This is a genomic window from Streptomyces sp. PA03-5A, from assembly GCF_033792725.1.
Classification (GTDB): Bacteria; Actinomycetota; Actinomycetes; order Streptomycetales; family Streptomycetaceae; genus Actinacidiphila.
Genome location: NZ_JARAVL010000041.1, coordinates 65,043 through 89,768 on the forward strand (window position 1 = coordinate 65,043; position 24,726 = coordinate 89,768).

Annotated in this window: 17 protein-coding genes and 2 pseudogenes; 15 read left to right on the top strand and 4 right to left on the bottom strand. The window is 72.6% G+C overall.

All coding sequences use genetic code 11. The features are described from left to right. The first annotated feature begins 7 nt into the window (after window positions 1-7). From ligA to PV410_RS36870, 10 genes are all read left to right on the top strand, one after another. Complete coding sequence (gene ligA, locus PV410_RS36825; protein ID WP_500330448.1) at window positions 8-2,236, top strand: NAD-dependent DNA ligase LigA; 2,229 nt, start codon at window positions 8-10, stop codon at window positions 2,234-2,236. A gap of 215 nt (window positions 2,237-2,451) precedes the next feature. After that, window positions 2,452-4,560 carry a putative bifunctional diguanylate cyclase/phosphodiesterase gene (locus tag PV410_RS36830; protein ID WP_500330449.1) on the top strand — a complete coding sequence of 703 codons (2,109 nt, stop codon included), beginning with the start codon at window positions 2,452-2,454 and terminating at the stop codon, window positions 4,558-4,560. Window positions 4,561-4,771: 211 nt separating this feature from the next. Next, a complete protein-coding gene (gatC, locus tag PV410_RS36835; protein WP_500330451.1) occupies window positions 4,772-5,068 on the top strand; it encodes an Asp-tRNA(Asn)/Glu-tRNA(Gln) amidotransferase subunit GatC in 297 nt (98 codons plus the stop codon). Window positions 5,069-5,073: 5 nt separating this feature from the next. Then, a complete protein-coding gene (gatA, locus tag PV410_RS36840) occupies window positions 5,074-6,567 on the top strand; it encodes an Asp-tRNA(Asn)/Glu-tRNA(Gln) amidotransferase subunit GatA (protein WP_392608837.1) in 1,494 nt (497 codons plus the stop codon). Further along, window positions 6,564-6,812, top strand: coding sequence for a hypothetical protein (locus tag PV410_RS36845; RefSeq protein ID WP_499514146.1), 249 nt, complete (start codon window positions 6,564-6,566; stop codon window positions 6,810-6,812). The genes gatA and PV410_RS36845 overlap by 4 nt, the downstream gene beginning before the upstream one ends. Window positions 6,813-6,837: 25 nt before the next feature. Further along, window positions 6,838-8,346: an Asp-tRNA(Asn)/Glu-tRNA(Gln) amidotransferase subunit GatB gene (gene gatB, locus PV410_RS36850; protein WP_500330453.1), complete on the top strand. Its 1,509-nt coding sequence runs from the start codon at window positions 6,838-6,840 to the stop codon at window positions 8,344-8,346. A 243-nt stretch (window positions 8,347-8,589) separates the two neighbouring features. Next, window positions 8,590-10,788, top strand: coding sequence for an MMPL family transporter (locus PV410_RS36855; protein ID WP_500330455.1), 2,199 nt, complete (start codon window positions 8,590-8,592; stop codon window positions 10,786-10,788). A gap of 17 nt (window positions 10,789-10,805) precedes the next feature. Next, window positions 10,806-11,417, top strand: coding sequence for a hypothetical protein (locus tag PV410_RS36860; protein WP_500330457.1), 612 nt, complete (start codon window positions 10,806-10,808; stop codon window positions 11,415-11,417). Between the two features lie 180 nt (window positions 11,418-11,597). Beyond that, on the top strand, window positions 11,598-11,798 hold the full coding sequence (locus tag PV410_RS36865) for a hypothetical protein (protein WP_500330459.1): 201 nt from the start codon (window positions 11,598-11,600) through the stop codon (window positions 11,796-11,798). 50 nt (window positions 11,799-11,848) lie between these two features. Then, window positions 11,849-14,896, top strand: coding sequence for a helix-turn-helix transcriptional regulator (locus PV410_RS36870; RefSeq protein ID WP_500330481.1), 3,048 nt, complete (start codon window positions 11,849-11,851; stop codon window positions 14,894-14,896). 6 nt (window positions 14,897-14,902) lie between these two features. Here the strand turns inward: PV410_RS36870 and PV410_RS36875 are convergent. The 4 genes and pseudogenes from PV410_RS36875 to PV410_RS36890 form a co-directional block, all read right to left on the bottom strand. Beyond that, window positions 14,903-15,115: pseudogene (locus tag PV410_RS36875) on the bottom strand (helix-turn-helix domain-containing protein); the annotation flags it as partial. Between the two features lie 102 nt (window positions 15,116-15,217). Next, window positions 15,218-15,388 (bottom strand): DUF6191 domain-containing protein, encoded by a 171-nt coding sequence (locus PV410_RS36880; RefSeq protein ID WP_500330461.1) that lies wholly within the window; start codon window positions 15,386-15,388, stop codon window positions 15,218-15,220. A 22-nt stretch (window positions 15,389-15,410) separates the two neighbouring features. After that, window positions 15,411-16,610, bottom strand: a complete 1,200-nt coding sequence (locus tag PV410_RS36885; RefSeq protein ID WP_500330462.1) for a PQQ-dependent sugar dehydrogenase — start codon at window positions 16,608-16,610, stop codon at window positions 15,411-15,413. Window positions 16,611-16,737: 127 nt separating this feature from the next. Further along, window positions 16,738-17,730: an aldo/keto reductase gene (locus PV410_RS36890; protein WP_499514154.1), complete on the bottom strand. Its 993-nt coding sequence runs from the start codon at window positions 17,728-17,730 to the stop codon at window positions 16,738-16,740. Window positions 17,731-17,786: 56 nt separating this feature from the next. Here PV410_RS36890 and PV410_RS36895 point away from each other — a divergent pair, with 56 nt between their 5' ends. The 5 genes and pseudogenes from PV410_RS36895 to PV410_RS36915 all read left to right on the top strand — a co-directional run. After that, window positions 17,787-18,740: a 2-hydroxyacid dehydrogenase gene (locus tag PV410_RS36895; protein WP_500330464.1), complete on the top strand. Its 954-nt coding sequence runs from the start codon at window positions 17,787-17,789 to the stop codon at window positions 18,738-18,740. A gap of 272 nt (window positions 18,741-19,012) precedes the next feature. Then, window positions 19,013-21,847 carry a putative bifunctional diguanylate cyclase/phosphodiesterase gene (locus PV410_RS36900; protein WP_500330465.1) on the top strand — a complete coding sequence of 945 codons (2,835 nt, stop codon included), beginning with the start codon at window positions 19,013-19,015 and terminating at the stop codon, window positions 21,845-21,847. Between the two features lie 212 nt (window positions 21,848-22,059). After that, window positions 22,060-23,937, top strand: coding sequence for an acetolactate synthase large subunit (locus PV410_RS36905; RefSeq protein ID WP_500330467.1), 1,878 nt, complete (start codon window positions 22,060-22,062; stop codon window positions 23,935-23,937). Window positions 23,938-23,969: 32 nt separating this feature from the next. Continuing rightward, the gene (gene ilvN / locus PV410_RS36910; protein ID WP_018563397.1) at window positions 23,970-24,497 is read left to right on the top strand and encodes an acetolactate synthase small subunit; all 528 of its coding nucleotides are present in this window, start codon (window positions 23,970-23,972) and stop codon (window positions 24,495-24,497) included. A 76-nt stretch (window positions 24,498-24,573) separates the two neighbouring features. Continuing rightward, window positions 24,574-24,726, top strand: a pseudogene (locus tag PV410_RS36915) (ketol-acid reductoisomerase); the annotation flags it as partial.

A 24,726-nucleotide genomic window follows, 5' to 3' on the forward strand; every position in this document is an offset into this window, starting at 1 on the left:
GGATGGGATGAGGAAGGACGTGGACGTGGAGGACTCCGTGATCCCCGAGGGCGCCAGGAACGAGGACGTGCCGGCGAAGGCGCGCGAGCTGCACGCCTCCCTGGCCGAGCAGGTCGAGGAGCACCGCTTCCGCTACTACGTCAAGGACCAGCCGGTCGTCAGCGACGCCGACTTCGACAAGCTGCTGCGGCGGCTGGAGGCGCTGGAGGACGAGTACCCCTCGCTGCGCACGCCGGACTCGCCGACCCAGAAGGTCGCCGGCGCGTACGCGACGGAGTTCACCTCCGTCGAGCACCGCGAGCGCATGCTCTCCCTCGACAACGCCTTCACCGAGGAGGAGCTGAACGCCTGGGCCGAACGCCTCGCCGCGGAGCTGGGCCCCCCGGCGGGCGAGGGCGGCACCTACCACTTCCTGTGCGAGCTGAAGGTCGACGGACTCGCCGTCAACCTCACGTACGAGAACGGCCGTCTGGTGCGCGGCGCCACGCGCGGTGACGGCCGCACCGGCGAGGACATCACGCCCAACGTCCGCACGATCGCCGAGATCCCGGACCGGCTGGCGGGGGAGCGCGTCCCCGCGCTCGTCGAGATCCGCGGCGAGGTCTTCTTCCCGATGGAGAAGTTCGAGGAGCTCAACGCCCGTCTGGTCGAGGCCGGCGACAAGCCCTTCGCCAACCCGCGCAACGCCGCCGCCGGCTCCCTGCGGCAGAAGGACCCCCGGGTGACCGCGAGCCGCCCGCTGCACATGGTGGTGCACGGCATCGGCGCCCGTGAGGGCTTCACCATCGACTGCCAGTCGCACGCCTACGAGCTGCTGCACGAGTGGGGCCTGCCCACCACCAGGTACGCCCGCGTGGTCGGCACGCTCGCCGAGGTCAAGGAGGCCATCGCCTACTACGGCGAGCACCGCCACGACGTCGAGCACGAGATCGACGGCATCGTCGTCAAGGTCGACGAGATCCCGCTGCAGGGCCGGCTCGGCTCCACCGCCCGCGCGCCGCGCTGGGCCATCGCGTGGAAGTACGCGCCCGAGGAGGTCAACACCAAGCTGGTCGACATCCGGGTCGGCGTCGGCCGCACGGGCCGGGTGACGCCGTACGCGGTGGTCGAGCCGGTCACGGTCGCCGGCTCGGAGGTCGAGTTCGCCACCCTGCACAACCAGGACGTGGTCAAGGCCAAGGGCGTGCTGATCGGCGACACCGTCGTGCTGCGCAAGGCCGGTGACGTCATCCCCGAGATCCTCGGCCCCGTCGTCGACCTGCGGGACGGCAGCGAGCGCGAGTTCGTGATGCCCGCCCAGTGCCCCTCCTGCGGCACTGCGCTGCGCCCCATGAAGGAGGGCGACATCGACCTGCGCTGCCCCAACGCGCGGGGCTGCCCGGCGCAGATCCGGGAACGGGTGTTCTATCTGACCGGTCGCAAGTGCCTGGACATCGAGAACTTCGGCTACGTCGCCGCCGCCGCGCTCACCGGGCCGCTGGAGCCCGCCGAGCCGCCGCTGCGTGACGAGGGCGACCTGTTCGACCTCACCCCAGAGGACCTCTTGCCCATCCGCGCCCACGTCCTCGACCAGAACAGCGGCCTGCCCAAGCGCGACCCCGCGACCGGCGAGGAGAAGGTCGTCTCGGTCTTCGCCAACCAGCAGGGGGAGCTGAAGAAGAACGCCGTGGCCATGCTGGAGAACATCCAGAAGGCCAAGGAGCAGCCGCTCGCCCGCGTGATCACGGGACTGTCGATCCGTCACGTCGGCCCGGTCGCCGCCGAGGCCCTCGCCCGCGAGTTCCGCGACCTGGACGCCGTCTTCGCCGCCGACGAGGAGCGCCTGGCAGGTGTCGACGGCGTCGGCGGGATCATCGCGGCCTCCCTCAAGCAGTGGTACGAGGAGGAGTGGCACCGCGAGATCCTGCGCAAGTGGAAGGCCGCGGGCGTCCGGTTCACCGAGGAGGGCTCCGACGAGGGGCCGCGCCCGTTGGAGGGCCTCACCGTCGTCGTCACCGGCACCCTCGCCACCCACACCCGGGACGGCGCGAAGGAGGCGCTCGTGAGTCGCGGGGCCAAGGTCACCGGATCGGTCTCCAAGAAGACCGACTTCGTGGTCGTCGGCGACAGCCCGGGCTCCAAGTACGACAAGGCGGTGCAGCTGAAGGTGCCGATCCTGGACGAGGACGGCTTCGCCGTCCTGCTCGGACAGGGCGCCGACGCGGCCCGGGAGGCCACCGTGAACCCGGAGGGCTGACAGCCCATCATCACCCTTTCGGCCCATAGTGGAACGATCCGGGAGGGTGGGATCCATTCGGGCAACAGCAGCCGATCGGTGCCCGTGACAGCCTTTATCGGCCTACTGTTGAGAGGCGCGCCTTCCGGGCATGGGCCCTCCAGCAGCCCGGTGGTCAATCCCGCGGGCACGGGCGTGTGGTGGAACGGCACACGCGGCTGCGAGAGGGTACGGGCATGGAACCGACGGACAGCGCCGGACCGGCGCAGCGGCTGCTCGGGCCGGCCGCGCCGGTGCTGCCCGCGGCGGCACTCAGGTACTCGGTCGTGGGCGCTGCCGCCGCGGCCCTGGTCGTGGGCGTGGTCCGGATACTCGTGGACGGCAACGCCTTCTTCCCCGGCGGGGACGTCGGCTGGGCGTTCGCCGTGCTCACCGGCATCATCGTCGGCCACCTGGTCGCCATGGGCCGGGACCGCTGGTGGGGCGGCACCGGCTCCGGCGCCGCCCTGACCCTCGCCATGCTGCTGCTCTACGGCTGGGTGCCCGCGGTGCTGGTCAGCCTGGCCGTCGTCGTCCTGGTCGGCGCGGCCCGCAGGCACCGCTGGCGGGAGGCGCTGCTGCACGGCGCCGTGGACATCCTCGGCATCGGCGCGGCCTCGCTCGCGCTGTCCGCCTTCGGGACCCACCCGTCCGTCGAACAGCCCTGGCAACCCGCCACTTGGGGGATGGCCGCCATCCCCTCGGTGCTCGCCGCCGCACTCGGCTACCTGGCTGCGACCCGCACGCTCCTGTGGTACGCGATCGTGCCGCGCGCCGGAGCCCTGCCCACCGTGGCCCGCACCGCCCTGCTACGCCAGGGCTTCGTCGGCGTCGCACTGCTCGGCATCTCCCCGCTGATCATCATCGTCGCGGCCGATCTGCCCCTGCTGCTCCCGCTGTTCGCCGTGCCCCTGATCGCGCTCGACTCCACCCTCTGGATCGCCCACGCCCGCGCCGAGGAACAACTGCGCGACCCCCTCACCGGACTGCCCAACCGTCAGTGGCTGCTGGAGCGCACCTGGACCGCGCTCGACGACGCCGCCCGCAGCGGCGAGCGCGCCGCCCTGGTCCTGATCGACCTGGACAAGTTCCGCTCCGTCAACGACACCCTGGGCCACATGGCCGGCGACCGGCTGCTGGTGCAGATCGCGGACCGTCTGCGGCTGGCCCTGCCACGCGGCGCCGAGGTCGCCCGGCTCGGCGGCGACGAGTTCGCCGTCCTGCTCCCCACCTGCGACGCGCCGACCCGCGCCCAGCGCATCGCCAGGGCCCTGGTCGCCGCGCTGAGCTCGCCGTTAAGCCTCGACGGCCTGACCCTGGTGCTCGAGGCCAGCGCCGGGGTCGCCGTCTACCCCGATCACGCCGATGACGCCGAGGGCCTGCTGCGCCGCGCCGACGTCGCGATGTACCAGGCGAAACGTGACCGCAGCGGGGTCGAGGTCTACGAGTCCTCCCGCGACGGCAACACGCCCGACCGGCTTGGCCTCCTCGGCGACCTGCGCCGGGCACTGGACCGCGGTGAGGTCGAGCTGCACTACCAGCCGAAGGTCCGCTTCGACGGACAGGTCGCGGGCCTGGAGGCGCTGGTCCGCTGGGTGCACCCCGAGCGCGGCCGGGTGAGCCCCGAGGAGTTCATCGCGATCGCCGAGACCTCCGGGCTGATGCCGCAGCTCACCGAGTACGTCCTGGAGACCGCCCTCGGGCAGGTCGCCCGGTGGCGGGCGATGGGCCTCGACGTCCCCGTCGCGGTCAACGTCTCGCCGCGCGACGTCCACTCGCCCGGTTTCGCCGGGGCCGTCGCCGCGCGCCTGGCCCGCCACGGGGTCCCGCCGGGGGCGCTGCAGCTGGAGATCACCGAGCACGTGCTGCTGGAGGACCCGCAGCGCGCCGCCGACACCATGGCCGGGCTGACCGGGCACGGGGTGAAGATGTCGCTGGACGACTTCGGCACCGGGTACTCCTCGCTGGTCCACCTGCGGCGGCTGCCGGTGAGCGAGCTGAAGATCGACCGCTCGTTCGTCGCGCGGCTGTCCGTCGACGCCGAGGACGCGGAGATCGTGCGCTGCACGGTCGACCTCGCCCACTCCCTCGGCCTCCTCGTCGTGGCGGAGGGCGTCGAGGACGACGAGACGTGGGAGCGCCTGCGGGACCTCGGCTGCGACGCGATCCAGGGCTGGCTGGTCGCCGCAGCGATGCCCCCGGAGGAGACCACGGCCTGGCTGCGGCTGCGCGGGCGTGCCGGATGGCGCCGTCCGGCGGAGCTGGAGGCCGCCAAGGAGCGGGCCGCCGTCCCCGACGCGCAGTAACGTTTGCGGGCCTTCGACCAGCGGGCCCGCACCCGCCGCGCCGGGCCGCGGACGCCCCGCCGGCCCCACCCGCCCCAGGGGCACCGCAGCCCGCGGGCGGCGCGTCCGGCGGCCCCCGGCCGGGCGCAGCGCAAACCGTTTCGCCCCCGGGGCGCTCCCGCCCATAGGATTGGGCGGGAAAAGACCAAACTCACCCCCAGAGGATCGCTGCATGCCAGGCATCACGCGCGAGGAGGTCGCCCACCTCGGCCGGCTGTCGCGTCTGGAGCTGAAGGACGAAGAGCTCGACCACTTCGCCGGACAGCTCGACGCCATCATCGGCGCGGTCGCCCGCGTCTCCGAGGTGGCCGGCGAGGACGTACCGCCGACCTCCCACCCGCTGCCGCTGACCAATGTCATGCGCGCCGACGAGGTCCGGCCCAGCCTGACCCCGGCCGAGGCGCTGTCCGGCGCCCCCGCCGAGGAGCAGCAGCGCTTCAAGGTGCCGCAGATCCTGGGGGAGGACTGATCACGATGACCGATCTGACCAGGCTCACCGCCGCGCAGACCGCGGCCGCCGTCGCTTCCGGCGAGACGTCCGCCGTCGAGGTCGCCCAGGCCCATCTGGACCGCATCGGCGCCGTCGACGAGAAGGTCCACGCCTTCCTGCACGTCGACACCGAGGGCGCCCTGAAGGCCGCCAAGGCCGTCGACGACAAGCGCGCCGCGGGCGAGAAGCTCGGCCCGCTCGCGGGCGTCCCGCTGGCGCTGAAGGACATCTTCACCACCAAGGGCATCCCGACGACCGTCGGCTCCAAGATCCTCGAAGGCTGGATCCCGCCGTACGACGCGACGCTGACCGCCCGCCTCAAGCAGGCCGGCATCGTCATCCTCGGCAAGACCAACATGGACGAGTTCGCCATGGGGTCCTCCACCGAGAACAGCGCCTACGGCCCCACCGGCAACCCGTGGGACCTCACCCGCATCCCCGGCGGCTCGGGCGGCGGTTCCTCCGCGGCCCTGGCCTCCTTCCAGGCGCCGCTGGCCATCGGCACGGACACCGGCGGCTCCATCCGCCAGCCGGCCGCCGTCACCGGCACGGTCGGCGTCAAGCCGACCTACGGAGGGGTCTCCCGCTACGGCATGGTCGCCTTCAGCTCCTCGCTGGACCAGGGCGGGCCCTGCGCCCGCACGGTGCTGGACGCGGCGCTGCTGCACGAGGTCATCGCGGGCTACGACCCGATGGACTCCACCTCCATCGACGCCCCCGTCCCCCCGGTCGTCGAGGCCGCGCGCAACGGCGACGTCAAGGGCCTGCGGGTCGGCGTCATCAAGGAGTTCGCGGGCGAGGGCTACCAGCCCGGCGTCATGGAGCGGTTCAACGAGTCCGTCGAGCTGCTGCGCGAGCTCGGCGCCGAGGTCGTCGAGCTGTCCTGCCCGTCCTTCGAGTACGCGCTCGCCGCGTACTACCTGATCGCGCCGTCCGAGTGCTCGTCCAACCTGGCCCGGTTCGACGGCCTGCGCTACGGCCTGCGGGTCGGCGACGACGGCACCCGCAGCGCCGAGGACGTCACCGCCCTCACCCGCGAGGCCGGCTTCGGCCCCGAGGTCAAGCGCCGCATCATGCTCGGCACGTACGCGCTCAGCTCCGGTTACTACGACGCGTACTACGGCAGCGCCCAGAAGGTCCGCACCCTGATCTCGCGGGACTTCGAGCGCTCCTTCCAGCAGGTCGACGTGGTGATCTCGCCGACCACCCCCACCACCGCGTTCCCCATCGGCGAGCGCGTGGACGACCCGATGGCGATGTACCTCGCCGACCTGTGCACCATCCCGGCCAACCTGGCCGGCAACGCCGCCATGTCCGTGCCCTGCGGCCTCGCGTCCGAGGACGGGCTCCCGGTCGGTCTGCAGATCATCGCCCCGGCCATGGCCGACGACCGGCTCTACCGTGTCGGTGCGGCCGTCGAAGCGGCGTTCACCGCACGCTGGGGGCACCCGCTGCTGGAGGAGGCACCGATCCTGTGAGCAAGCTCGAGAAGGCCAAGGGCTTCAAGAAGAGCAAGTCCGGCACCTACCTGTCGATCGGCACGACGCTCTTCGGCGCGGTCGGTGTGGCACGGCAGATGAAGCGGGGGCGCGCGGACAGCGACACGCTGCTGCTGATCGACGCGGTGGTCAGCGCCGCGGCGATCGCCACGGGCGTCGCCCTGCTGCTCCGCCAGCTGCGCCGGCTCGGCGACGGCAGCGACCACGACGTGTTGTCATCCTGACGGGGAACTGAGAGGTATCAAGACTGTGACCGTCACGGACCTGGTGTCGTACGAGGACGCGCTCGCGTCCTATGACCCGGTGATGGGCCTCGAGGTCCACGTCGAGCTCGGCACCAAGACGAAGATGTTCTGCGGCTGCTCGACCACCCTGGGCGCCGAACCGAACAGCCAGGTGTGCCCGGTGTGCCTGGGCCTGCCCGGCGCTCTGCCGGCCGTCAACGCGACCGGCGTCGAGTCCGCCATCAAGATCGGCCTCGCGCTCAACTGCGAGATCGCGCAGTGGTGCCGCTTCGCCCGGAAGAACTACTTCTACCCGGACATGCCGAAGAACTTCCAGACCTCCCAGTACGACGAGCCGATCGCCTTCAACGGCTACCTCGACGTGCAGCTGGAGGACGGCGAGGTCTTCCGCGTGGAGATCGAGCGCGCCCACATGGAGGAGGACACCGGCAAGTCGACCCACGTGGGCGGCGCCACCGGCCGCATCCACGGCGCCTCGCACTCGCTGCTGGACTACAACCGGGCCGGCATCCCGCTGATCGAGATCGTCACCAAGCCGATCGAGGGCGCCGGCGAGCGCGCGCCCGAGGTCGCCAAGGCGTACGTGACCGAACTGCGCGAGCTGATCAAGGCGCTGGGCGTCTCCGAGGCCCGCATGGAGATGGGCCAGATGCGCTGCGACGTCAACCTGTCGCTGCGCCCCATCGGCCGGGAGAAGTTCGGCACCCGCAGCGAGACCAAGAACGTCAACTCGCTGCGCAGCGTCGAGCGGGCCGTCCGCTTCGAGATCCAGCGGCACGCGGCCGTGCTCGGCTCCGGCGGCACGATCGTCCAGGAGACCCGGCACTTCCACGAGGACACCGGCTCCACCACCTCCGGCCGCATCAAGGAGGAGGCGGAGGACTACCGGTACTTCCCGGAGCCCGACCTCGTCCCGGTCGCCCCGGCCCGTGAGTGGGTCGAGGAGCTGCGGGCGGGCCTGCCGGAGCTCCCGCGGGTGCGCCGGGGGCGTCTGCAGCAGGAGTGGGGCATCTCCGACCACGAGATGCAGTCGGTGCTCAACGCCGGTGCGATCGACCCGATCGTCGCCACCATCGAGGCGGGCGCCGACTCGGCCTCCGCCCGCAAGTGGTGGATGGGCGAGCTCGCCCGCCGCTCCAACGAGGACGGCGTGGAACTGACCGCCCTGCCCATCACCCCGGCCCAGGTGGCCCGGGTGGCGGCGCTGGTGGCCGAGGGCTCGCTCAACGACAAGCTGGCCCGCCAGGTCATCGAGGGCGTGCTGGACGGCGAGGGCGAGCCGGACGATGTCGTCGAGAAGCGCGGCCTGAAGGTCGTCTCGGACGAGGGCGCGCTCGGCGCGGCCGTCGACGAGGCCATCGCGGCCAACGCCGCCGTTGCGGACAAGATCCGAGGCGGCAACCTGGCGGCCGCGGGCGCGCTCATCGGCGCCGTCATGAAGATCACCCGCGGTCAGGCCGACGCCAAGCGCGTGCGCGAGCTCGTGCTGGAGAAGCTGGGCGTCCAGGGCTGATCCGGCGCGGCCGGCAGGCGTACGGCGCACAAGGGGCGGGCTCCCGGTCAGGGGGCCCGCCCCTTCCGCGTCGTCGCAGGTCCGCCGCTTGTAAGGGCGGCATAAATTCCCCGCGCGGTATGTGATTAACCGCACGAAAGCGGCCAACGATCTCTTCTTCCTGCTTCAGTCGGTGACGTACGTGGTGTCTTCTTTGCGGGCTCTTCCCCGGCCTGAAAGATCCGCGCAACCCCAGGGAGAGCAATGGCTGCACTCGCCCGCTGGTGCCTCAACCGCCGTCTCGCCGTCGTCCTGCTGTGGCTCGTCGCCCTCCTCGGTCTGTCCACGGCCGCCCTGCTCGCCGGATCCGCCTACTCCAACGACTACGACATCAAGGGCACCGACTCCAGCAAGGCCACCGCCCTGCTGAAGGAGGCCTTCCCCGGCTCTGCCGGGGACAGCGACACGATCGTCTGGCACACCGACAAGGGCACCGTGGGCGTCGCGTCCGTCAGGGAGCGGCTGACCGGCGCGCTGGACGAGGTGGCCGCACTTCCCGGGGTCGCCTCGGTGACCAGCCCCTACGGCGCCGAGGGCGCCCCGCAGATCAGCGAGGACGGGCACACCGCCTACGCGACCGTGATGTTCGACAGGCCCTCGGACGACCTGCACGCCGACCAGGTGCAGAAGGTCGTCGACACGGCCAGGGCGGCGGCCGACGGCAACACCCAGGTAGCCCTCGGCGGTGGCGCCATCGCGCTCACCGAGGGCGGCGGCGGGCACATGAGCGAGGTCGTGGGCGTCGCCGTCGCCGCCGTGGTCCTGCTGGTGGCCTTCGGTTCGCTGTTCGCGATGTTCATGCCGATCATCACCGCGCTGGTCAGCGTGGGCACCGCGTACATGGCGATCGAACTGCTCGGCCACCTGATCAGGGTGGCCGACTTCGCGCCGATGCTCGGCCTGCTCATCGGCCTGGGCGTCGGTATCGACTACGCCCTGTTCATCGTCACCCGTCACCGCAGGGGCCTGAAACAGGGCCTGCCGGTACGGGAGGCCGCCGAGAAGGCGGTCGCCACGACCGGCAGGGCGGTGGTCTTCGCCGGCGGCACGGTCTGCGTGGCCCTGCTCGGCATGCTGATCCTGCGGCTGTCCTTCCTCAACGGCGTCGCGATCGCCGCCTCCCTCACCGTGATCCTCACCGTCGCCGCCTCGGTGACGCTGCTGCCCGCGCTGCTGGGCACGATCGGCATGAAGGCGCTCAGCCGCCGGGAGCGGCGCCGGCTCGTCGAGCACGGGCCGTCGCCCGAGCTGCCGACCGGGTTCGCGGCCCGCTGGTCCGCTTTCGTCGAACGGCACCCCAAGGTCCTCGGCGCGGTCGCCGCCGTCGTCATGCTCGTCCTGGCCCTGCCCACGACCTCCCTCCACCTGGGCGCCTCCGACCAGGGCAACAGCGCCGCGGGCACCACCACCCGCCAGGCGTACGACATGCTCTCCGAGGGCTTCGGGCCCGGTTTCAACGGCCCCCTGCAACTGGTCGCCAAGTCGGGCGACGCCGCCGACCGCGCGGGCCTGGAGCAGCTCACCGTCGCCCTGGGGCGCACCGAGGGCGTCGCAGCGGTGCACATGGAGCAGGCGCAGCACGGCAGCGGGCTGGACGTCATCGACGTCGTCCCCACCACCTCCCCGCAGGACCAGGCCACCGACCGGCTCGTCACCCACCTGCGCGAGGACGTCATCCCCGAGGCCACCGACGGCACCTCGCTGGAGGTGTACGTCGGCGGGGTCACCGCGGGCTACGCGGACTTCGCCTCGGTGATCGTCGGCAAGCTGCCGCTCTTCGTGGGCTCCGTCATCGGCCTGGGCTGCCTGCTCCTGCTGCTGGCCTTCCGCAGCTTCGGCATCCCGCTCAAGGCCGCGGTCATGAACGTCGTCGCCGTCGCCTCGTCCTTCGGCATCGTGGTCGCGATCTTCCAGTGGGGCTGGGGGAGCGAGCTGCTGGGGCTCGGGGCGGCCGGCCCGATCGAGCCCTTCCTGCCGGTGATCATGGTCTCGGTGCTCTTCGGGCTCTCCATGGACTACCAGGTTTTCCTCGTCAGCCGCATGTACGAGGAGTGGCGCGAGACCGGTGACAACCGCCGGGCGGTCCGGGTCGGCCTCGCCGAGACCAGCCGTGTGATCAACTCCGCCGCGGTCATCATGATCTCCGTCTTCCTGGCCTTCGTGCTCAGTGGCGACCGTGTGATCGCGATGTTCGGCATCGGCCTGGCGGCCGCCGTCGCGCTGGACGCCTTCGTCCTGCGGACGCTGCTCGTACCGGCGCTGATGCACATGCTGGGCGACTGGAACTGGTGGCTGCCCCGGTGGCTGGAGCGCCGGCTGCCGCGGATCTGCATCGAGGGTCCGGCGGAGCCCGCGGCGACGGCCATGGACGAGCCCGGTTCTCAGACGGCTCTCAGAATCTGACCGTACGGTTGCCGACCATGGAGACCACCAAGACCCACGGGGCGGCAGCCGACGGTCGCGCCGCGGACGCCGAGCTCGACCGGGCCGAGGACGACGGCGCGACGTCGGCGCCCGCGCCCGCGCCCGACGCCGGACCGCCCGCGCCCGCCGACCTTGACACGCCCGACGACCTCGACGAGGCCGACGACCTCGACGAGCCGGACACCCTTGACACGCCGGACGCCCCCCGCCCCGCCGGGGTCGTGCCGGGTGCCGCGGCGGTCGTCGGCGCCGCCCTCGGCCTCGCGTCCCTCACCGGCACCTGGCTGGGCACCGTCCTGGCCGAGCGGCGGCAGCTGGTCGGCCAGATCAACACCTCCTCCGGCAGCGCCGCCCAGCAGATCGAGCAGATATACGGCGGCCCCTGGCACACCACGGCCGCCGTCAACGGAGTCTGCGCGCTGATCGCCCTCGTCGTCCTCGGCGCGGTGCTGCTCGCCGGACGGAACGCCGCACCGTGGGTGCGCGCCGTCGCCTGGGGCGGTCTCGCCCTCGGCGCGCTCGGGCTGTGCGTCGCCCTCGGGACGTGGTTCGACCTCTTCGGCGGGCTGCCGAGCGTGGCCGAGGCCCCCGTCTCGTCCGGCGGCTGAGACCTCTGAGGAGGCAGGCCGCGCGGCCCTGAGGACCTGAGCGGTCCGCCGCGCGGCCTAAGGCATCCGCACCCCCGAAGCCTGGGCGGTTGCCCGATGTGCCCCACCCCCCTTGGGGACGAGGCTGATGGCACGGAGAACGACTCCGGACCATCGGTCCCGAACCCCGAGGAGCACGAGATGTACACGCACGAACTGCTGGGCCGCGAACGCACGGAGCAACTGCTGCGCGAGGCCGCCGAGTACCGCCTGGCGCACCAGGCCCGCGAGGCCGCCCGCACCGCAGGCGGCCGGCGCGTGGCCGCCGCCGACCAGGACGAGGGAAGGCGGCACGGAAGGAGGGCCGGCCGGGTCACCCGGCGGCCGAGGGCCGCCGGATGAGCACCGTGGTGCCGGTGCAAACCGGTACCGCGCCGTCAGGGCCCCGTGCGATGCTCGGGACCGTGCAGAACCAGTCGGTCAGCCCGGTGTTCGTCGGCCGCACCCGCGAACTGACCCGCCTCACCTCCGCGCTCGCCCGCGCTCACGCGGGCGAGCCGCAGGCGTTGGTGATCGGCGGCGAGGCCGGCGTCGGCAAGACCCGGCTCGTCGAGGAGTTCCTCGCCGCGGCGCAGGACGGACCGGGGACCGTGACCGCCGTCGGCGCCTGCGTGGAGATCGGCGCGGACGGGCTGCCGTTCGCCCCCGTCGCGACGATCCTGCGCGCCCTGCACCGCAGGTTCGGCGACGAACTGGTCGCCGCGGCCGCCGGCAGCGAGGGCGAACTCGCCCGCCTGCTGCCCGGCCTGGGCGGGACGGACGGCCCCGACCCCCTCGCCGACCAGCGCGACGAGCACGGCCGCGCCCGGCTCTTCGAGCTCACCTCGCGGCTGCTGGAACGGTTGTCGGAGGAGCGCACGCTCGTCGTCGCCCTCGAGGACCTGCACTGGGCCGACCGCTCGACCCGCGAACTCCTCGGCTACCTGCTGCGCTCGCTCTCCCGCGGCCGGCTCGTCGTCCTGGCCACCTACCGCTCCGACGACATCCACCGCCGCCACCCGCTGCGGCCCTTCCTCGCCGAGCTCGACCGGATGCGTTCCGTGGTGCGCCTGGAGCTGTCCCGGTTCAACCGCGGCGAGGTCCGCGCCCAGGTGGCCGGCATCCTCGACTCCGAGCCCTCGCCGAGCATGGTCGACCGGGTCTTCGGCCGTTCCGACGGCAACCCCTTCTTCGTCGAGGAACTCGCCTGCAGCATCACCCAGGGCTGCCGCACCGGCCTCAGCGACAGCCTGCGCGACCTGCTGCTCGTCCGGGTCGAGACACTGCCCGAGACCGCGCAGCGCGTCGCCCGCGTCGTCGCCGAGGGCGGCTCCGCCGTCGAGTACCGGCTGCTGGAGGCCGTCGCAGGGCTCGGTGAGGACGAACTCATCGAAGCCCTGCGCTCCGCCGTGGGCGCCAAGATCCTGCTCCCCACCGACGACGGCGACGGCTACCGCTTCCGGCACTCGCTGGTCCGTGAGGCCGTCGGCGACGACCTGCTGCCCGGCGAGCGCAGCCGCATCAACCGCCGCTACGCGCAGGCCCTGGAGGCCGACCCCACTCTGGTGCCCGCCGACGAACTCCCGGCCCGGCTGGCCAGTTACTGGTACCACGCCCACGAGCCCGCCAAGGCGCTGCCCGCCGTGCTGCGGGCCTCCGTCGAGGCGCGGCGCCGGCACGCTTACGCCGAACAGCACCGGCTGCTCGAACGCGCCCTGGAGCTGTGGGACGACACCCCCGGAGAGGTCCGCGAGGAACTTCGGCCCGTCGACTACGTCGAGGTGTTCCCGCCATGCGGCTGCGACCCGGGCAGCAAGCCCCTGCAGTACATGGACCTGCTCGCCGAGACGACCGTGGCCGCGCGCCTGAGCGCCGACCGCGAGGGCGCCTACGAGGTCACCAAGCGGGCGCTGCGCCTGCTGGAGCGTTCCGGCGACCCGCTGCGCGCCGCCTGGTTCTGGATCCAGCGCTCCCGGCTGATGGTCGCGATGGGCCGCGGCGACGGCTGGGCGGAGATCGCCGAGGCCCAGGAACTCGTCCGCGGGCTGCCGCCGTCCCCGGTCCACGCCGAGGTGCTGGAGAGCGTGGCCGGGTGGGCGATGATGCACGACCCGGGGCCGGACGGCATCACCACGGCGGAGCGCGCCATCGAGCTGGCCCGGCTCGTCGGTGCCGAGGAGACGGAGCTCCACGCCCGGGTCACCCTGGGCATCCTGCTCGCCGACACAGGTGACGCCGACGCCGGCATCGCCGAGCTGGAGGCCGCCCGCGAACGGGCCGCCGCCGCCCGGTACGGCAACCTCACGGTGAACGCCGACGCCAACCTCGCCGCCCTGCTGGAGGCCGTGGGCCGCTCGGAGGAGGCGATCGCGGTGGCCCGCCGTGGAGTGGAGGGCGCCACCCGCCACGGGCTGCGCGACGGCGCCACCTTCGCCTCCGCCAACCAGGCCGAGTCCCTGCTCGCCCTCGGCCGCTGGGACGAGGCGGCCGAGGTCGCCGTCCGCGGCCGGGAGAACACCAACCACGCCCTGTACCTCGGCTGGGCCGCGACGCTGCTGGCCCATCTCGCCGTGCTGCGCGGGGAGTACGACCGCGCCGAGGCCGAGGTCGCCGCCGCCCGGGACCATCTGGGCCCCCGGGACCACCAGCCGCAGAACACCCTGCCGCTGCGGCATCTGACCATCGCCGTCGCCGCCGGGCGCGGACGCTTCCTGGAGGCGCGGGCCGCGGTGCGCGCCGCGCTGGAGGCGGGGTTCCCGTCCGCGTTCCACCGCTACGTCTGGCCCATGCTGCACACCGCGGCCGCCGTGGAGGCGGACGCGCTGGGGCTGCCCGGCGCGGAGGCCGGCCGCCCCGAGATGCTCGCCCTCATCCGCAAGGCGGCCGGCCGGCTGCCCCGGCTGTCACCGGTGTGGGCCGCCCACGCCCTGCTGGTCGAGGCCGAACTGCTGCGCGCCGACGGGAGCACCGACCCCGGACCCTGGGCCGCCGCCGGGGAGGCCTTCGCCGCCCTCGACCGCCCGTACCCGCTCGCCCTGGTACGGCTCCGGCAGGCCGAGGCCCTGCTCGCCCGGCACGATCCCGGTGCCCGCGACCGCGCGGCCGCCCTGCTGCGCGGGGCGTGCGGGGTCGCCGACTCCCTGGGGGCCGTCCCGCTGCGCGACGCCGTCCGGCTGCTCGCCCGGCGGGGCCGGCTGGTGCTGGAGGAACCGGAGGAGGCCGCCGCGCCCGAAGCCGCCGGGGAACCGGAGCCCTTCGGCCTGACCGCGCGCGAGCGGGAGGTGCTGCGCCGGGTCGCCGCCGGCTACACCAACCGCCGCATCGCCGAGGAGCTGTTCATCTCGCCGAAGACCGCGAGCGTGCACGTCTCCAACATCCTCGCCAAGCTCGGTGTCTCGGGCCGCGGCGAGGCGGCCGCGCTCGCCCACCGGCTGCGGCTGTTCGCCGGGCAGCCGGGCTGAACCGGCCGCCGGGGTTCGATGCGGTGTGGTGCGGGGCCGGCTGGAGCGGTCGGCGAGGCCTGCCTCGCCCTCGGCTCGCCAGCGGCGGACCCATTTGTGGGCGGTGGCGCGGGAGATGCCCATTTTGGCGGCCACATGCGCGACAGGGCGACCCGCGCAGACACGTTCGACCAGCAGCCGCCTGCCGTGAACGGTCAGCCGGGTATCACGGTGGGACACGAAGACCTCCGTGTGGTGCAGTCCCAGACAGCTCCACCACACCGGAGGTCTTCGCTTTGATCAAGCCCGGACCGGTGTCAACAACGCTCGTGATCAATACAGCTAGGTGCCGGCCCGCGGCGGACGTATCAGCACGGTGCCCGAGTCCAGGTCGACGGGGCCCCGGCCCGGATCCGCGTCGCCCTCCTCGTCGCGCACCAGCTCCAGGCGGTTGCGCTCGTCCTCGGCGTGCCTGCGGCCCGGCGCGAACAGCTCGTCCAGCGCGTTGAACATCGCACCCCCAAGGTGTCGTGGATCAGCTCACCCGCAGCCGCAGGATCCGGTCGTCGCCCTTGCGGGGCTCGCCGCGGCCGTCGGTGTTGCTGGTGGTCAGCAGCAGACCGCCGTCCGGATCGGTGACGACGGTGCGCAGCCGGCCGTACTCTCCGACGAAGAACGCCTGCGGGTCGGCCGCGGCCTTCGTACCGGCCAGCGGGATCCGCCACAGGCGGGCGCCGCGCAGCGAGGCCATCCAGATCGAGCCGTCCGCGTAGGCGATGCCGCTGGGCGAGGCGTCGTCGGTGCGCCACTGCGCGATCGGGTCCGCGTAGCCGTCGCGATGGGCGAGGCCCTCCACGACCGGCCAGCCGTAGTTCCTCCCCGGCTCGATCAGATTCAGCTCGTCCCAGGTGTCCTGCCCGAACTCCGCGGCCCACAGCCGCCCCTGGCCGTCCCAGGCCAGGCCCTGCACATTGCGGTGCCCGTAGGAGTAGACGACGGAGTCCGCCTCGGGATTGCCGTGCGCCGGCTCGCCGTCGGGGGTCATCCGCAGGATCTTGCCGCCCAGGGACTTCTTGTCCTGCGCCAGGCCTCGGTCGCCGCTCTCGCCCGTGCCCGCGTAGAGCATGCCGTCGGGGCCGAAGGCGATCCGCCCGCCGTTGTGGATGGCGCCGTGCGGGATGCCGCGCAGGATCGTGTCCGGGGCGCCCAACTGCTCCCCGGCCGGCTTCGCCGGGTCGTAGAGCATGCGCGCGATGCGGTTGTCCGAGGCGGTGGTGAAGTAGGCGTACACCAGGTGGTCGGTCGCGAAGTCCCGTGAGACGGCGAGCCCCAGGAGGCCGCCCTCGCCGCCCGAGGAGACCCCGGGCACCGTGCCGACCTGCGTCGTGCGGCCGCTGCCGGCGGCCACCCGGACGACCCGGCCGGTGTCCCGGGAGGCCACCAGCAGATCGCCCTCGGCCAGCACGGCCACGCCCCACGGGGTGGTGAGCCCGGTCGCGACGGTGCCGGTCACCTCGGCCGTGCCCTTCGCCGGTGCCGAGGCCCCGTCGCCGCCCCCGGAGGGCGGCGCCGACGAGCGCGTGGCGGCGGAGCCCGGGGGAGCCGGGGCGGAACCACCGTCCGAGGAGCATCCGGTGGCGAGCAGCGCGGCACCGGCCAGCGCGGCGGTCACGACGGCGGCACGGCGTCGCACGCTTCCCTCCCGGGGGTTCTCCGGCTCGGACTCCAAGAACATCACATCCCTCACTACACCGCCCGGCCCTTCACGGTTCCCGCCGCATGCCGTGGATTTCCCGTCGCCCTCCCCGCAGGTCCCCCGGGTCCTTCCGGCCCCGGTGGCCCCGTTGGTCCCGGTGGCGACCTCAGTCCCAGGAACCCCGGGCCGGCGGCAGCGCCGCGATCTCCGCGAAGTCCTCGTCGGACAGGCGCAGTTCCGCGGCGCCGGCGTTCTCCACCGTCCACCGCTCCCGCTTCGCCCCGGGGATCGGCACGACCTGCGGTCCCTGGGCGAGCACCCAGGCCAGCGCGACCTGCGCGGGGGTCGCACCGTGCACCTCGGCGACCCGGCGCAGTCCCGCGACGATCGGCTGGTTGGCGGCCATCATCTCGGCCGTGAACCGGGGATGGCGGGCCCGTACGTCATCCGGCTCGAAGCCCTGTCCGGGGGTGAGCGTGCCCGTCAGGAAGCCGTTGCCGAGCGGCATCGCGGCCATGAACCCGACCCCGCGCTGCGTGCACCAGGGCAGCAGCTGCGCCAGCGCCTCGGGCGACCACACCGACAGCTCGGCCTGCACGCAGCTGACCGGGAAGACCTGCTGGGCGCGGCGCAACTGCCGCAACGTCTCGTCGTATATGCCCGCACCCGGGCGCCGGGCCGCCCGCGCGCCCACCGCGCACCACCCCAGCGCGCGCACCTTGCCGGCCGCGACCAGCTCCGCCATGGCGCCCCAGGTCTCCTCGACGGGGACCTCCGGATCGGCCCGGTGCAACTGGTAGAGGTCGATCACGTCCGTCTGCAGCCGCCGCAGCGACGCGTCGCAGGCCCGCTTCACGTACGAGGGACGGCCGTTGGCCACCAGGTGCTGCTCACCGACGAGCAGTCCGCACTTGGTGGAGACGAAGACCTCCCGGCGACGCTCCTTCAGCACCCGGCCCAGCAGCAGCTCGTTGGTGAACGGCCCGTACATGTCGGCGGTGTCCAGCAGCGTCGTGCCGTGGTCGACCGCCGCGTGCACGGCCCGCAGTGACGATTCGCCGTCCTGCCGGGACGCCGTGTACGCCCAGCTCATCGGCATGCATCCCAGGCCGACGGCGCCCACCTCCAGAGCCGCCGATCCGACCGTCCTGCACTCCACCTGGCTGACCTCCGCTGACCTCTCGCGCCGCCCCACTGTGCCATAGCCTCCTGACCATGGCTGACATCACCCGGAACCACCGCCCCACGGTCTGGCTCCCGATCCCCGCAACGGACGTCGAAGGGCTCCCCGCAGAGCTCGACTACCTCTTCTGGGACGGTGCCGAGGAGTTCCCGGCCGACCCGGCCGACGCCGCGTTCTACGTCGTGCCCTACATGAAGGGCCCTGAGGTCGCCGGCCGCCCGTTGCCCCGGATGTCCGGGGTCGGTGTGGTGCAGACCCTCAGCGCCGGTGTCGACCACGTCCTGCCCTACCTGCGGCAGCTCCCGCCGGGCGTGCGGCTGTGCAACGCCCGCGGGGTGCACGAGGCCAGCACCGCCGAGCTGGCCGTCACCCTCACCCTTGCGGCCCTGCGGGGCATCCCCCGCTTCGTACGCGGCCAGGACGCCGAGGAATGGCACGCCGGCTTCTACCCGGCGCTCGCCGACAAGCACGTGCTCATCGTCGGCTACGGATCGATCGGCGCGGCCATCGAGGACCGGCTCACCCCCTTCGAATGCCACGTCACCCGGGTCGCGCGGCTGGCCCGGCGCTCCCCGCGCGGCCCCGTGCACGCCTTGGGGGACCTGCCGCGGCTGCTGCCGGAGGCGGACGTGGTCGTCCTGTCGACCCCGCTCACCGCGGACACCCGCCATCTGGCCGACGCGCGGTTCCTGGCCGGGATGAAGGACGGGGCCCTGCTGGTGAACGTCGCCCGCGGACCCGTGGTGGACACCAAGGCGCTCCTCGGGGAGCTGGAGGCCGGCCGCCTCCAGGCGGCACTCGATGTCACCGATCCCGAGCCGCTGCCTCCGGGACACCCGCTGTGGCACGCCCCGGGCGTCCTGATCAGCCCGCACGTCGGCGGCAGCACCTCCGCGTTCCTGCCCAGGGCCAAGCGGCTGCTCCGCGAGCAACTCCGCCGTTTCGCGGCCGGCCAGGACCTCGCGAACGTCGTCATGACCACCTGACCGCGCCGTGGCACCGGGTGCCCCACGCGTGGGGCAGGACGCTACGCGTGGTCACGCTGTGTAGAGGAACTATGTCCCTGAGTGACTGAACTGGTGTATCGTCCCGCACTGGGGGAACACGACCGGCGTGGCTCGGCGAGCTGCGAACGGGCGTGGGACGACTCAGGACTTGATGGGGGGCGACGGGCGATGTACGGCCAATGGAGAGAGCATCCGACGCTGGACCACAGCACACCGTGCCGGGGACGCTCACGGCGTCACGGGACGACGCCGTGAGCGCGCCCGGTGCGGTCCTCTCGCAGGCGTCCGCGCCGGGCAACCGGACCGGCCTGCTGCCCCAGATGCTGCTGGCCGTGCTCTGCGGCGGCTACGCCATCGGATCGGCCTTCGGCTGGGGATCCACCGGGCTGGCCCTGGTCATGGGCGACTTCGGGCTCTCCGTGGCCGCGCTGGCCGCGGCCGTCTCCTGCCTGGTCTACGTCCACAGGGCCCCCGCCGACCGGTACCGTCCCGCGTGGGCGCTGTTCGCCGTCTCCTCCGCCATGGTCGCGCTCGGCAACGGCATCTGGGGCTGGTACGAGGTCGTGCTGCGCGACGACGTGCCGCGCACCTCGGTCGCCGACTTCTGCTTCCTGCTCTTCGCCCCTCCCGCGATCATCGGGCTGCTGGTGCTCGCCAAGCGGCCGGTCACCCGGGCCGGCTGGGTCTGCCTCGGACTGGACGCCTGGCTGATCGGCGGCTCCCTGCTGACCCTCTCGTGGACCCTCGCCCTGGCCCAGACGGCCCTGTGGGAGGGGCGCAGCACCGCGCGCATCGCCCTGTCCCTGGCGTACCCGCTGCTGGACATCATGCTCGTCAGCATGGTGCTGGCGCTGCACTTCCGGCGCTCCTCGGCCAACCGGGCGGCGGTGAACACCGCCATCGCCTCCCTCGCCCTGACCGTGCTGTGCGACGCGCTGTTCACCTCGCCCCTGCTGCGCGAGCACTACAGCTCCGGCCAGATCCTGGACGCCGGATGGTTCGCCGGCAGCATGCTGCTCGCCTACGCCCCCTGGGTCGGCGAGCGGGTGGCCGCGGAGCGGGCGACCGCCGAACGGCAACAGGAGCAGGGCCGCCGGGTGAGCGGCTCACTGGCGGCGCTGACCCCGTACCTGGCCGCCGCGGTCTGCGTGCTCGGCATCCTCTACAACGTCATCGACGGTCGCAAGAGCGACCGGGTGGTGCTCCTGACCGGCTGCACCGTGGTGCTCGCCCTGGTCGTGCGCCAAGGGATCATGCTTCTGGACAACATGGCCCTCACCCATGAGCTGGCCCAGAAGGAGAACCACTTCCGGTCGCTCGTGCAGGGCTCCAGCGACGTCATCATGATCGCCTCGCCGACCGGCGTGCTGCGCTACGTGAGCCCCGCCGCGAAGGGCGTGTACGGCTGCGACCCCGAGGAGTGGGTCGGCACCGAGTTCGCCACCCACATCCATCCCGAGGACCTGGGCCGGGTGGTGCACGAGGTGCGCCGCTTCCTGGCCGCCCACGCGGCCGAGGAGCCCGCCACCCGCATCGAGTGCCGCATACGGCACGGTGACGGCAGCTGGCTCAACGTCGAGTCGATCGTCAACCGCCACCAGGGCGGCCTGATCTTCAACAGCCGGGACGTCACCGAGCGCGTCCGGCTCCAGGCCCAGCTGCAGCACAACGCCTCGCACGACCCGCTCACCGACCTGCCCAACCGGGCCCTGTTCACCGAACGGATCCGCCAGGCGATCGGCGGCCGCCGGGCCGGCGACGGCGACACCGGCACCACGGCGGTGCTCTTCATCGACCTCGACGGCTTCAAGGCGGTCAACGACACCGTCGGCCACCAGGCCGGCGACGAACTCCTCGTCCAGGCGGCGCGGCGCCTGCGGGACTCGGTGCGCGCCGGCGACACCGCCGCACGCCTGGGCGGCGACGAGTTCGCCGCCCTCATCTGCGGCACCAGCGCCGACCGCCATCTGCGCGAGTACCAGGTCCACGAGGTCGCCGACCGGCTCCGCGCCGCCCTCTCCGAGCCGTACCGGGTGGACGGCACCGAGGTCCGGGTGGCCGCCAGCATCGGCGTGGCCTTCGCCGACCCCGGGGTCAGCGCCGGCGAGCTGCTGCGCAACGCCGACCTGGCGATGTACCGGGCCAAGCAGGCCGGCAAGGGCCGGGTCGAGATGTACGCGCCCGCCATGCAGGCCGAGGTGGTGCGCCGGGCCGAGCTGGCGGGGCGGCTGCGCACGGCCCTGCGGGACGGCGAGTTCGCCCTGCTCCACCAGCCCGTGGTCGACCTCGGCACCGGCGAGGTGACCGCGGTCGAGGCGCAGGCCCGCTGGCGCTCCGCGCAGGGCATCCTCTTCACCCCCGCGGAGTTCCTGCGGGTCGCGGAGGACACCGACCGCACCGCGCAGCTGGCCCGCTGGCTGCTGGAGGAGGCGGTCGGCCAGGCCGCGCTGCGCCGCGCCGCGGGCTGCCCGGTCCCCGTCGCCGTCCGGCTGTCCACCCGGCGCCTGATGCACCGCGAGCTGCCCACCAAGGACGTCGAGGCCCTGCTCGAACGGCACGGGCTGCCACCGGACTGCCTCGTCCTGCAGATCGCCGACCAGGACCCGCGGATCTCCCTGGACGAGCTGGAGCGACGGCTGACCGCGCTGAGCCGGCTCGGGGTGCGCATCTCCCTGGAGGGATTCGGCAGCGGCTACGCGCCCATGAACGCGCTGCGACGGCTCCCCGTCGACGTGCTCAAGCTGGACCGGGGGCTCACCGAGGGCGTCGTGGAGTCATCACGGCTGCGGAAGATCACCACGGGGCTGCTGCGCATCGCCGAGGACCTCGGGATCCGCTCGGTGGCCGAGGGCGTGGACCGTCCCGAGCAGGTGCTGGTCCTGCGTGAGATGAGCTGCACCCACGGCCAGGGCATGGCATTCTCGGGGCCGCTGGACGAGCACCGGCTGCGCTCCTCGCTGACCCGCGGGGGCTACCCGGTGCCCGGTGGGCCGGTCCCGCTCGGCAGCAGCCGGATCTCCGTGCGCGGCACACGTAAGGCGGACGAGCTACGCTCAAATAATGAGACGCCTGTCCCACCCGCTTGACACTCCCTGCTCGCGAGGAGGAAGGTCAGTCCCATGCGCACCCGAATTCTCGTACTTGGAAAGCGCGTCGGCTGACCCGGGGCCCCTGACCGCCTCGTGGAACGCACCGACGCGCTCCCCTCGCTTGCCTGCCGGCACGAGGGGTTTTTTGTTGCCTGGGATCCAGACATACCGCCCTCTCCACCCTCAAACTCCTGAGAGATGAGAACCAGATGACCGAGCAGGCCACCGGGGCCCACCACCCGCAGCCGCGGGCCCGCGGCGCCGCGCCGCAGCCCACTCCCGCCGAGCGCGTCACGGGCGCCCAGTCCCTCATTCGTTCTCTTGAGGCGGTCGGTGCCGACACGGTGTTCGGCATCCCGGGTGGTGCGATCCTTCCCGCGTACGACCCGCTCATGGATTCCTCGAAGGTGCGCCACGTCCTGGTCCGGCACGAGCAGGGGGCGGGCCACGCCGCCACCGGCTACGCGCAGGCCACCGGCAAGGTCGGCGTCTGCATGGCGACCTCGGGCCCGGGCGCGACCAACCTGGTGACCCCGATCGCCGACGCCCACATGGACTCGGTCCCCATCGTGGCGATCACCGGCCAAGTGGCCTCCAAGGCGATCGGCACCGACGCCTTCCAGGAGGCGGACATCTGCGGCATCACGATGCCGATCACCAAGCACAACTTCCTCGTCACCAACGCGGACGACATCCCGCGCACCATCGCCGAGGCCTTCCACATCGCCTCCACCGGCCGCCCCGGCCCGGTCCTGGTCGACATCGCCAAGGACGCCCTGCAGTCGCAGACCACGTTCTCCTGGCCGCCCACCGCCGACCTGCCCGGCTACCGCCCGGTCACCAAGCCGCACGCCAAGCAGATCCGCGAGGCCTCCCGGCTGATCAACGAGGCCAAGCGCCCCGTGCTGTACGTCGGCGGCGGCGTGCTCAAGGCCCGCGCCACGGGCGAGCTGCGCATCCTGGCCGAGCTGACCGGCGCCCCGGTCACCACCACCCTCATGGCGCTGGGCGCATTCCCCGACAGCCACGCCCAGCACGTCGGCATGCCCGGCATGCACGGCTCGGTCTCCGCCGTCGCGGCCCTGCAGAAGGCCGACCTGATCGTCGCGCTCGGCGCCCGCTTCGACGACCGCGTCACCGGCAAGCTCGACTCCTTCGCCCCGTACGCGAAGATCGTGCACGCCGACATCGACCCGGCCGAGATCTCCAAGAACCGCGTCGCCGACGTGCCGATCGTGGGTGACGCCCGTGAGGTCATCGCGGACCTGATCGTCGCCGTCCAGGCCGACCACGAGGCGGGCCGCCGCGGCGACTACGCCGACTGGTGGAAGCTGCTGAGCGGGCTGCGCGACACCTACCCGCTCGGTTACGACCTGCCCGCCGACGGCAGCCTGTCCCCGCAGCAGGTCATCCAGCGGATCGGCGAGCTGGCCCCCGAGGGCACCCTCTTCGCGGCCGGCGTGGGCCAGCACCAGATGTGGGCCTCGCAGTTCATCTCCTTCGAGCGGCCCAACACCTGGTTCAACTCCGGCGGCGCCGGGACGATGGGCTACGCCGTCCCCGCGGCCATGGGCGCCAAGGCCGGCCGGCCCGGCGCGACGGTGTGGGCGGTCGACGGCGACGGCTGCTTCCAGATGACCAACCAGGAGCTGGTCACCTGCGCGCTGAACAACATCCCGATCAAGGTCGCCATCATCAACAACGGCGCCCTGGGCATGGTCCGGCAGTGGCAGTCGCTCTTCTACAACGAGCGCTACTCCAACACCGTCCTGCACGCCGGTGAGACCAACGCGGGCCGCGGCTCCCACCAGGGCGTCAGCCAGACCCCGCCGGCCGGCACCCGCGTCCCGGACTTCGTCAAGCTGTCGGAGGCCATGGGCTGCGTCGGCCTGCGCTGCGAGTCCCCCGACGAGCTGGACGAGGTCATCGAGAAGGCCAACGCCATCAACGACCGCCCGGTCGTCGTGGACTTCATCGTCCACGAGGACGCCATGGTGTGGCCGATGGTCGCCGCCGGCACCTCCAACGACGAGATCATGGCCGCCCGTGACGTCCGCCCCGACTTCGGCGACGCCGCGGACGACTGAGGACCGAGAGAGAAGCAGAGGAACGACGCGACATGTCCAAGCACACGCTCTCCGTCCTGGTGGAGAACAAGCCCGGCGTCCTGGCCAGGATCACCGCCCTGTTCTCCCGGCGCGGCTTCAACATCGACTCCCTCGCCGTCGGCACCACCGAGCACGCCGACATCTCCCGCATCACCATCGTGGTGAACGTGATCGAGGACCTCCCGCTGGAGCAGGTCACCAAGCAGCTGAACAAGCTGGTCAACGTCCTGAAGATCGTCGAGCTGGAGCCCTCCGCCGCCGTCCAGCGCGAACTCGTCCTGGTGAAGGTGCGCGCCGACAACGAGTCCCGCTCCCAGATCGTGGAGATCGTCCAGCTGTTCCGCGCCAAGACCGTGGACGTCTCGCCCGAGGCGGTCACCATCGAGGCCACCGGCGGCGCCGACAAGCTCGAGGCCATGCTGAAGATGCTGGAGCCTTTCGGCATCAAGGAGCTCGTGCAGTCGGGCACGATCGCGATCGGCCGCGGCGCCCGCTCGATCACCGACCGCTCCCTGCGCGCCCTCGACCGGACCGCATAGCGAGACCGTAAAACTTGATTCCGCCCGCGGACGTAGTGTGTGGGCAACCCCCCAGATCACCAAGGAGAGACCCGAAGTGGCCGAGCTGTTCTACGACGACGATGCCGACCTGTCCATCATCCAGGGCCGCAAGGTCGCGGTCATCGGCTACGGGAGCCAGGGGCACGCGCACGCGCTGTCGCTGCGCGACTCGGGTGTGGACGTGCGGGTCGGTCTGCACGAGGGCTCC